The 10000-nt window shown below is 45.5% G+C and carries 7 protein-coding genes and 1 rRNA gene (1 of these 8 cut by a window edge); all 8 read right to left on the bottom strand.

Going from position 1 to position 10000, the window contains the following annotated elements:
- A 16S ribosomal RNA gene (locus tag MHH91_RS00040) occupies positions 1–646 on the bottom strand; it reaches 904 nt to the left of the window's first position.
- 296 nt (positions 647–942) lie between these two features.
- Positions 943–3402 carry a DNA gyrase subunit A gene (gyrA, locus tag MHH91_RS00035; RefSeq protein WP_013350726.1) on the bottom strand — a complete coding sequence of 820 codons (2460 nt, stop codon included), beginning with the start codon at positions 3400–3402 and terminating at the stop codon, positions 943–945.
- A 216-nt stretch (positions 3403–3618) separates the two neighbouring features.
- On the bottom strand, positions 3619–5535 hold the full coding sequence (gene gyrB, locus MHH91_RS00030) for a DNA topoisomerase (ATP-hydrolyzing) subunit B (protein ID WP_014469589.1): 1917 nt from the start codon (positions 5533–5535) through the stop codon (positions 3619–3621).
- Positions 5536–5591: 56 nt separating this feature from the next.
- Positions 5592–5837: an extracellular matrix regulator RemB gene (remB, locus tag MHH91_RS00025; protein ID WP_004392908.1), complete on the bottom strand. Its 246-nt coding sequence runs from the start codon at positions 5835–5837 to the stop codon at positions 5592–5594.
- Positions 5838–5854: 17 nt separating this feature from the next.
- Positions 5855–6967, bottom strand: a complete 1113-nt coding sequence (recF, locus tag MHH91_RS00020) for a DNA replication/repair protein RecF (RefSeq protein WP_013350724.1) — start codon at positions 6965–6967, stop codon at positions 5855–5857.
- Between the two features lie 15 nt (positions 6968–6982).
- Positions 6983–7198 carry a ribosome maturation protein RlbA gene (gene rlbA, locus MHH91_RS00015; protein ID WP_004392910.1) on the bottom strand — a complete coding sequence of 72 codons (216 nt, stop codon included), beginning with the start codon at positions 7196–7198 and terminating at the stop codon, positions 6983–6985.
- Positions 7199–7337: 139 nt separating this feature from the next.
- Positions 7338–8474: a DNA polymerase III subunit beta gene (dnaN, locus tag MHH91_RS00010; protein WP_014469588.1), complete on the bottom strand. Its 1137-nt coding sequence runs from the start codon at positions 8472–8474 to the stop codon at positions 7338–7340.
- A gap of 185 nt (positions 8475–8659) precedes the next feature.
- Positions 8660–10000, bottom strand: a complete 1341-nt coding sequence (gene dnaA / locus MHH91_RS00005) for a chromosomal replication initiator protein DnaA (protein ID WP_013350722.1) — start codon at positions 9998–10000, stop codon at positions 8660–8662.

The following is a 10000-nucleotide window of genomic DNA, read 5'->3' as shown; positions in this document are numbered from 1 at the left end:
CCAATGACCCTCCCCGGTTGAGCCGGGGGCTTTCACATCAGACTTAAGAAACCGCCTGCGAGCCCTTTACGCCCAATAATTCCGGACAACGCTTGCCACCTACGTATTACCGCGGCTGCTGGCACGTAGTTAGCCGTGGCTTTCTGGTTAGGTACCGTCAAGGTGCCGCCCTATTTGAACGGCACTTGTTCTTCCCTAACAACAGAGCTTTACGATCCGAAAACCTTCATCACTCACGCGGCGTTGCTCCGTCAGACTTTCGTCCATTGCGGAAGATTCCCTACTGCTGCCTCCCGTAGGAGTCTGGGCCGTGTCTCAGTCCCAGTGTGGCCGATCACCCTCTCAGGTCGGCTACGCATCGTCGCCTTGGTGAGCCGTTACCTCACCAACTAGCTAATGCGCCGCGGGTCCATCTGTAAGTGGTAGCCGAAGCCACCTTTTATGTCTGAACCATGCGGTTCAAACAAGCATCCGGTATTAGCCCCGGTTTCCCGGAGTTATCCCAGTCTTACAGGCAGGTTACCCACGTGTTACTCACCCGTCCGCCGCTAACATCAGGGAGCAAGCTCCCATCTGTCCGCTCGACTTGCATGTATTAGGCACGCCGCCAGCGTTCGTCCTGAGCCAGGATCAAACTCTCCGATAAAGTAGTTTGACTGACTACGCACATCGCTGTGCGATTTATTTAAAACTTTGAATTAACAGGTACGTTTTGTCTTGTTTAGTTTTCAAAGAACTTTGTTTCTCCTCTCGAAGCGACCTATTAATCATAACATTTTCAGTTTGCTAGGTCAATACTTTTTCAAAAAATATTTTCGCTAGGCTTGCCTTTCTATTAAAAAGACAACAAAAAGAATTATATCAGCATCATCGCTATGTGTCAAAGCTTTTTTATTTCTTTATATAGTAAAAGCGCAGCCTGTTACAGCTGCGCTTTTTCGTTTATACTTCTTCGGTTTCTTCCGGCTCTTCTTCATTCTTTTCCACGAGCGCAACAGTGGCCACGTGCTCTTGATCAGACATGCGGATCAGACGGACGCCTTGTGTTACGCGTCCCGTAGTGGAGATATCATTAATATCCATTCTGATTAACACGCCGCTTGCCGTAATGATCATTAAGTCTTCTTCGCCTCTTGTGGCTTTAACTGTTACTAGCGGACCGTTACTGTCAGTAATTTTACATGTTTTAAGACCTTTTCCGCCCCGGCTTTGGACTCTGTATTCTGAAGCCGGTGTACGTTTGCCGTAGCCGTTTTCTGTCACTATGAGGACATGGGAGTCTTCTTCGAGAATCTCCATGCCTACAACGACATCATCGTCTGTCAGCGTGATGCCTTTAACACCTGCAGCTGTGCGTCCCATTTGTCTTACATCTTCTTCCGGGAAACGGATCAGCAAACCGTTCTTCGTTCCGATGATGATTTGTTTCTTGCCGTCAGTCAAGCGGACGGCCATCAGTTCATCGTCTTCCCGAAGACCCAGAGCGATCAGCCCGTTATTCCGTATATTCGCAAACTGGGACAGTGCCGTACGTTTCGATACCCCTTGTTTTGTCGTAAAGAAGAGGTAAAGCTCCTCATCAAATGTGCTGACCGGAATAATGGCATTAATCCATTCGCCTTTTTCAACCTCTAGAAGGTTAATAATCGGAATACCTTTTGCCGTACGGCCGTATTCAGGGATTTCATACCCTTTAGAACGGTATACCTTCCCTTTATTAGAGAAGAACAGAATCGTATCGTGCGTTGATGTAGAAATTAAGTGTTCCACGAAGTCATCTTCATTCGTACCCATTCCCTGTACGCCTTTTCCGCCTCGTTTTTGACTGCGGTATGTGGACGCTGGGAGGCGTTTAACATAGCCGTTATGGGTCAGCGTGATGACGATGTTTTCTCTCTCGATGAGATCTTCATCTTCAATTGTTTCAAGACCGGACGTCACGATTTCAGTGCGTCTCTCATCATTGAACCGCTCTTTGATTTCATTGAGTTCTTCACGGATGATTTCGAGCACTCTTTCTTCATTGGCTAAAATATCTTTCAGCTCGGCGATAAGCGCAACAAGTGATTGATATTCTTCTTCAATCTTTTCGCGCTCCAGACCGGTTAATCGCTGAAGACGCATATCCAGAATGGCTTGCGCTTGTTTTTCAGTCAGTGAGAATTGTTCGATTAAACCCGTTCTGGCAATTTCAGCCGTCTGAGAATTACGGATGAGAGAAATCACCGCGTCTAAATGATCAAGAGCAATTCTTAACCCTTCCAGGATGTGAGCTCTCGCTTCAGCTTTACGAAGTTCGTAAGCCGTTCTGCGTCGGATGACAACCTTCTGGTGATCAAGATAATGCTCCAGACATTGTTTCAGGCTCAGTACCTTCGGCTGTCCGTCAACGAGCGCCAGCAGGTTGATTCCGAAAGACGTCTGCAGAGCCGTTTGTTTGTACAGGTTATTCAAAATGACGTGAGCATTGGCGTCACGGCGGAGCTCAATGACGACTCTCATTCCGTTACGGTCGGATTCGTCACGCAGATCGGTAATTCCTTCGATTTTTTTGTCCCGGACAAGATCTGCGATTTTTTCAATTAATCTCGCCTTGTTCACCTGATAAGGAAGTTCCGTGACAATAATTCTTTCTTTTCCTGATGATGTCTGTTCGATTTCAGCCTTAGCCCGGATCGTAATGGATCCCCGTCCGGATTCATATGCCTTACGGATGCCGCTCCGGCCTAAAATCTGGCCGGCCGTCGGAAAATCCGGTCCCGGGATGTATTCCATCAGCTCTTGGATTGTAATCTCTGGATTTTCACTTACGGCAAGCACGCCGTCAATGACTTCCCCAAGCTGATGCGGAGGAATGTTTGTCGCCATTCCGACCGCAATACCGGCAGCCCCGTTCACGAGCAGATTCGGAAATCTTGAAGGCATGACGGCTGGTTCTCTTTCTGAACCGTCATAGTTGTCTTGATAGTCAATCGTGTCTTTCGTAATGTCACGCAGAATTTCCATTGCGATTTTTGACATTCTCGCTTCTGTATAACGCATCGCAGCCGCTGAGTCGCCGTCTACCGAACCGAAGTTGCCGTGTCCGTCAACAAGCATGTAGCGGTAGTTAAAATCCTGCGCCATTCTGACCATTGATTCGTAAACCGCTGAATCACCGTGCGGGTGGTACTTACCGATAACTTCACCGACGATACGGGCAGATTTTTTATATGGCTTGTCACTGGTCATGCCTAAATCATTCATTGCGTATAAAATCCGTCTGTGAACCGGCTTCAGACCGTCACGCACATCCGGAAGCGCCCGGGATACGATAACGCTCATTGCGTAGTCCAGGAAGGATGTCCGCATTTCCTGACTGATATTGACTTCACGTACTTGTGGTGTGTTTTGTTCACTCATTAAAAAAACCTCCCTGAAGTATCACATGAAATAATGTGGGAGTAGATTGTCCATTATGATCTTCAATACGATTTCACTATTCTCCATTATATCAATAAACTTGTGTTTATACACATTAATTTAGTAGAATATACGGGTTTTGCGGGTTTTCAGAGACTGTTTGAAGCAGCTTTGAGAAAAAAGCCTTATTTCTTAACGAAAATAAGGCTTTCATGGTTAAATATCAAGGTTTTTCACGTATCTGGCGTTTGCTTCTATGAAGTTTCTGCGCGGTTCTACTTTGTCACCCATCAGCATTTCAAAAGTCTCGTCAGCGTCCATCGCATCTTCAAGATTGACCTGCAGAAGCGTTCTGGTCGCCGGGTCCATTGTCGTTTCCCATAGCTGAGTCGCGTTCATTTCCCCGAGACCTTTATAACGCTGGAGGCCGGGCTTGGGTGATTGCGGAAGCTCTTTTAAAAGCTCATCAAGCTGCTTATCGTTATAAGCGTATTCCACCCGTTTTCCCTGCTGCACTTTGTAAAGCGGCGGCTGAGCAATGTAGACATAGCCGTTTTCAATAATCTCCCGCATGTATCTGTAGAAGAACGTTAATAAAAGCGTTCTGATGTGGGCGCCGTCAACATCGGCATCCGTCATGATAACCACTTTATGATAACGCGCTTTTTCAAGATTAAAGTCTTCTCCGATTCCTGTCCCGAGAGCCGTAATCATTGATCTGACCTCATTGTTTGAGAGAATCTTATCAAGTCTTGCTTTCTCAACGTTCAGAATCTTACCCCGCAGCGGCAGAATGGCTTGGAAATGACGGTCCCGTCCCTGTTTCGCTGATCCGCCCGCAGAGTCACCCTCTACGATATACAGCTCGGAAATGCTCGGATCTTTAGAAGAACAGTCCGCCAGTTTACCCGGCAAATTGGAAATCTCAAGTGCGCTTTTACGCCGGGTCAATTCCCGCGCTTTTTTCGCCGCCATCCGCGCTCTTGCGGCCATTAAGCCCTTTTCAACGATTTTACGGGCTGAGTCCGGATTTTCAAGAAGGAATGTTTCCAGTGCGGAAGAAAACAGCGTATCAGTAATCGTTCTCGCTTCAGAGTTGCCGAGCTTCGTTTTCGTCTGCCCTTCGAATTGCGGATCAGGGTGCTTAATTGAAATGATGGCAGTCAGCCCTTCTCTCACATCATCACCGCTCAGATTCGGATCATTTTCTTTGAAAATCCCTTTTCTTCTTGCATAGTCGTTTATGACACGGGTCAAACCGGTTTTAAATCCGGCTTCGTGCGTGCCGCCTTCGTATGTGTTGATGTTATTCGTGAAAGAATAAATGTTGCTTGTATAGCTGTCGTTGTATTGCAATGCAACTTCAACCGTTATGCCGTCTTTCTCGCCTTCGATATAAATCGGCTCTTCATGAATGACTTCTTTGGAACGGTTTAAGTACTCAACGTAGCTTTTGATTCCGCCTTCGTAGTGGTACTCGTTTTTCCGTTCTTGTCCTTCACGTTTGTCTTCAATCGTGATGTTGACGCCCTTTGTCAGGAAGGCCAATTCTCGGACACGGTTTGAAAGCAGATCATAGTCGTATACGGTTGTTTCTTTGAAAATTTCCGGATCGGGAACGAAGTGCGTAATCGTTCCGGTCTTATCAGTGTCACCGATCACTTCAAGATCGGCCACCGGTACACCGCGTTCATACGCCTGATAATGGATTTTCCCGTCACGATGAACCGTAACGTCAAGAGTGGTCGATAAGGCGTTTACGACAGACGCCCCAACACCGTGAAGACCGCCGGATACTTTATATCCGCTTCCGTCAAATTTTCCGCCTGCGTGAAGAACGGTCATGATGACTTCAACCGCAGGACGGCCCATTTTCTCTTGGATACCGACCGGAATTCCGCGCCCGTTGTCTTTAACGGTAATGCTGTTATCTTTTTCAATCTCGATGTTAATATCTGTACAATAACCGGCCAGGGCTTCGTCAATACTGTTGTCGACGATTTCCCATACCAAATGGTGAAGGCCTTTGCTGTTAGTTGATCCGATGTACATCCCCGGTCTCTTTCGAACAGCTTCCAAACCTTCTAATACCTGTATCTGATTCTCATCATAACTATTTTGCTGCTGTTCCATAGCCATGCACATTCACCTACACTTTTCTTAAACGATATATTCATTGTAAAGATCCGCTAAGAATCTATTTCTAACATAAATTGCGCACGTTTCTTCAGTGTGCCGGAAGATAAGGGAGAGTAATATATATTCTCAGTCGTGACTACGATAGACTTTGGTGTGCCATTTACGGACGGCACTACTTTTTCTTTCTGTCTGTCCAGAAATTCTTCAACGATCGGCGATACATTGACCTTGCAGTCAAAAATGCCGACGATATCGCGTGTTGAAACGACAAAGTCGTCACCTAAATGAATATACAATCGCTCACCTCATTTCTTCACTTCACTAACGCACCGTTTTCCACACGGAACATTCCTGCTTGATGTAAGGTTTCGTGGTCAATGCCATCCACACTCGTCGTGGTGACAAATGTCTGCACACGGCCTTGGATTGTATGAAGCAAATGGGACTGGCGGTAATCATCCAGCTCGCTTAGTACATCATCCAAAAGTAAAATGGGATATTCTCCGATTTCTTCATGAATTAAATCTATTTCGGCCAGCTTCAAAGACAAAGCCGTCGTACGCTGCTGTCCCTGCGAACCGTAAGTCTGCACATCGCGTCCGTTCACATAAAAAAGGACATCATCCCGATGCGGCCCGAATAATGTGACGCCTCGTTCTATTTCTTTTTCTTTTAATTTCGAAAAAGACTCCTGGTAGCTGTTACCTATTTTCGACAAATCTTTGGGATCTGATACATCAAGCGCCGTGTGATACTTAAGCGTCAGTTCCTCAAGTCCCCGGGAAATGCCGGAATGGATCGGCTGCGCCCATTTTTCAAGCTGTGCCGTAAACTGCAGACGTTTGGCGACAACTTTCGCGGCTGCTTCAATCAGCTGATCAGTGAGAACGTCAAGCATGGTCCGGTCAGTCTGTTTCCGGCTTTGCAGCTGTTTCAGAAAATGATTCCGCTGGGAAAGGATTTTTTGATAAAGAGATAAATCATACAGATAAACGGCAGATACCTGCCCGATCTCCATATCAAGAAATCTCCTCCTCACCTGAGGGCTGCCTTTAACGAGATTTAAGTCCTCGGGGGCAAACATAATGGTGTTCAGCGCTCCGACATACTGACTGAGTTTTTGCTGCTCTATATGATTGACTTTGCCCTTTTTACCTTTTTTGGAGATGACCAGCTGCATCGGGATGTCCCCGTTGCGCTTCATCACTCTTCCTTCTATTTTAGCATAGTCTTCGTCCCACCGTATAAGTTCTTTATCATTTGAGGTGCGGTGCGATTTTGCCATCGAAAGAACATAGATGGCTTCCATCAGATTGGTTTTGCCTTGGGCATTTTCCCCGATGATCACATTCACCTTGTTTTCGAATTGAAGCTCAGCGCGCTCATAATTACGGTAGGATGTTAATTCTAAATTTTGGATATACAACCGCTGTCACCCGCTTTAATTGACGACTTGAAATGAACCAAATCCTTCAATCGCGACCACGTCTCCAACATAAAGTTTTCTGCCGCGGCGATTGTCAGGTTCATTGTTGACAGTCACCTCATGCTCGCTCAGAAACCATTTGGCCATGCCGCCGGACTGAATCACATCGGCTAATTTTAAAAACTGGCCAAGCGTAATCATTTCTGTATCAATCGAAATCGGATTTGCCATAATATCGACCTCTTTCAAATATCACTAATATCTAATTGTACTAAAAAATCCTGAAATAAGGAAAGGGAAAACTTGCTTGAGGGAGCGGCTGATGAACAGAAAAGCTGCCGAACATTAGCCGGCAGCACATTCTGTTTGTTTAATACGTTCTGACCGGAAGGATGAGCTGAACGATGGTTTCATCATTCGGCGTACGGATAAGAAACGGTCTCATCGCTCCCGTAAAGCTGATACGGATGTCCGCTCCTTCAAGTACTTTCAGTGCGTCCATCATATATTTTGGACTGAATGAAATATTTAATTCCTCGCCGTCAATCTGGTCAGCCAGCACAGCTTCGACTACTTTCCCGATTTCCGGAGAGTTTGATGAAATCTCAAGCGAGTCTGCCGGTTTGGCAGAAAGCTTTACAACGTTGTTGCGGCCTTCTCTCGCCAATAAAGAAGCACGGTCTATCGCCTGTAAAAATTCCTTCGTGTTCACGACGATTTCTGTTTTGCTTTCCTGCGGAATTAAGCTGGTCGTGTCCGGATAATTTCCGTCAAGCAGCCTTGAGAAGAACAATACGTTTTTCGCTTTAAACAGAACTTGCGTTTCTGTAATAACGATATCTACCAGTTCTTGGCTGTCATCAAGAATTTTGCTCAGCTCGGTTAAGCTTTTTCCGGGGATGACGACGTTATAAGAGCTGTCTTCCGGAATATCAAGCTTCGCCTTTCTTAAAGCGAGTCGATGGCTATCCGTGGCAGTGCATAATAATTCACCGTTTTCCACTTTCCAGTTTACACCTGTCAAGATAGGGCGTGTTTCTGAGGCGGACACAGCGAACACGGTTTGACGGATTAGGTTTTTCAAAAGGTCCGTCGGAATCTGAATGGCATGATGCTCTTCGATTTGCGGAAGATGAGGATATTCATCTGCATCAAGGCCGTTTAAATTAAATTCGGCTTTTCCGGAGCGGATAATCGTTAAATATTGATTTTGAACTTCGATTTCAACAGTCGCCATCGGAAGTTTTTTAACGATTTCACTGAAGAAACGGGCTTGCAGCACGATACTTCCCGGCTGATCGATCGTCACGATTTCCTTATCATCTTCTTCTTTTGGAATGAATGACTCGATTGAAATATCAGAGTCGCTTCCTGTAAATGATACTCCTTCATCTGAGGCTACGATCTTAATACCGGTAAGAATGGGAATTGTTGTTCTGGATGAAACAGCTTTTAGAACGTCTTGTACACTTTCGACTAAACGATCTTTTTGAATCGTAAATTTCATGTTTATCCTCCTAACGGATAATATAATTAATATATTTTAAAAAATAGCAGTAGTAATAGTAGGGCCTGTGGATTTGTGGATAAGTTGTGAAAAAGACAGGAAACACAGCCTATCCACATGTGGACAGACTGTGCATGGCTATAGAAAAGTTATTCACACTTTCCCCGATTCATCCGAGGGCTCTATTATTTAAGCTGTTCTTTTATTTCTTTCACCTGCTGCTGAAGCTGCTCGTCATCAATCAGCAGTTTTGAAATCTTTTCATGAGCGTGAATGACGGTTGTATGGTCTCTCCCGCCAAATTCTTCCCCGATTTTGGGCAAAGAAGAATCCGTCATTTCTCTGGAAAGATACATCGCAATCTGTCTTGGAAACGCGACGGATTTTGTACGCTTTTTCGCTTTGAAATCTTCAAGCTTAATGTTGAACTGCTGTCCGACAATCCGCTGAATCTCTTTTATCGTAATGACCTTCGGCTTTGAAGACGGAATAATATCTTTCAATGCTTCAGCAGCCAGATCCGCATTAATGTCTTTATTGATTAAAGATGAATAGGCAACAACCCGGATTAGTGCCCCTTCCAGTTCGCGGATGTTGCTGTCAATCTGATTCGCGATGTAAAGCATGACTTCATTCGGAATATCAAGGCCTTCCGCCTTCGCTTTCTTTCTCAGGATGGCAATCCGCGTTTCCAGATCCGGCGGGGTGATGTCCGTAATCAGTCCCCATTCGAACCGCGAACGCAGCCGGTCTTCAAGGGTCGGAATCTCTTTTGGCGGTCTGTCGCTTGAGATCACGATTTGTTTGCTTTCTTCGTGAAGCGTGTTGAATGTATGGAAAAACTCTTCCTGTGTTTGTTCTTTTCCGGCTAAAAATTGAATATCATCTATCAAAAGTACATCAACATTCCGGTAGCGGTTGCGAAAATCAACGGCTTTATTGTCGCGGATTGAGTTGATGAATTCATTTGTGAATTTTTCAGAAGACAGGTACACCACTTTGGCTGAAGGATTATGATCAATGACATAATGGCCGATTGCGTGCATTAAGTGGGTTTTTCCTAAGCCGACCCCCCCGTAAATAAATAAAGGGTTGTACGCTTTAGCGGGTGCTTCCGCCACAGCCAGTGATGCTGCATGGGCGAATCGGTTTCCCGATCCGATGACAAATGTGTCGAATGTATATTTCGGGTTGAGCATGCTTTGGGGAAAATCAGACGGTTCCTCTTTTGCCGCTTTTTTCACTTGAGGTTTCGGCATAAAGTTTTCTTCATCCTGATTTTGAGGAATGACAAATTTGACGCTCAATTCTTCCCCGGTTAATTCATATATGGTATCTGCAATGAGGTGTAAGTACCTGGACTCCAGCCAGTCTCTGGCAAATTCATTGGGAGCGGTGATGGTTAAGGTATCTCCTTGCAGCGAATGGGCTTTCGTCGACTTCATCCAAGTTTCGAAGCTCGGTTTGCTTAGCTTTTTCTCAATTTGAGCTAAGGCTTGATTCCAAAGATCCAATATATTCTCCAT

The organism is Bacillus sp. FSL K6-2819 (assembly GCF_038008305.1).
GTDB lineage: Bacteria > Bacillota > Bacilli > Bacillales > Bacillaceae > Bacillus > Bacillus amyloliquefaciens.
This window is presented reverse-complemented; position numbering and strand designations above follow the sequence as displayed.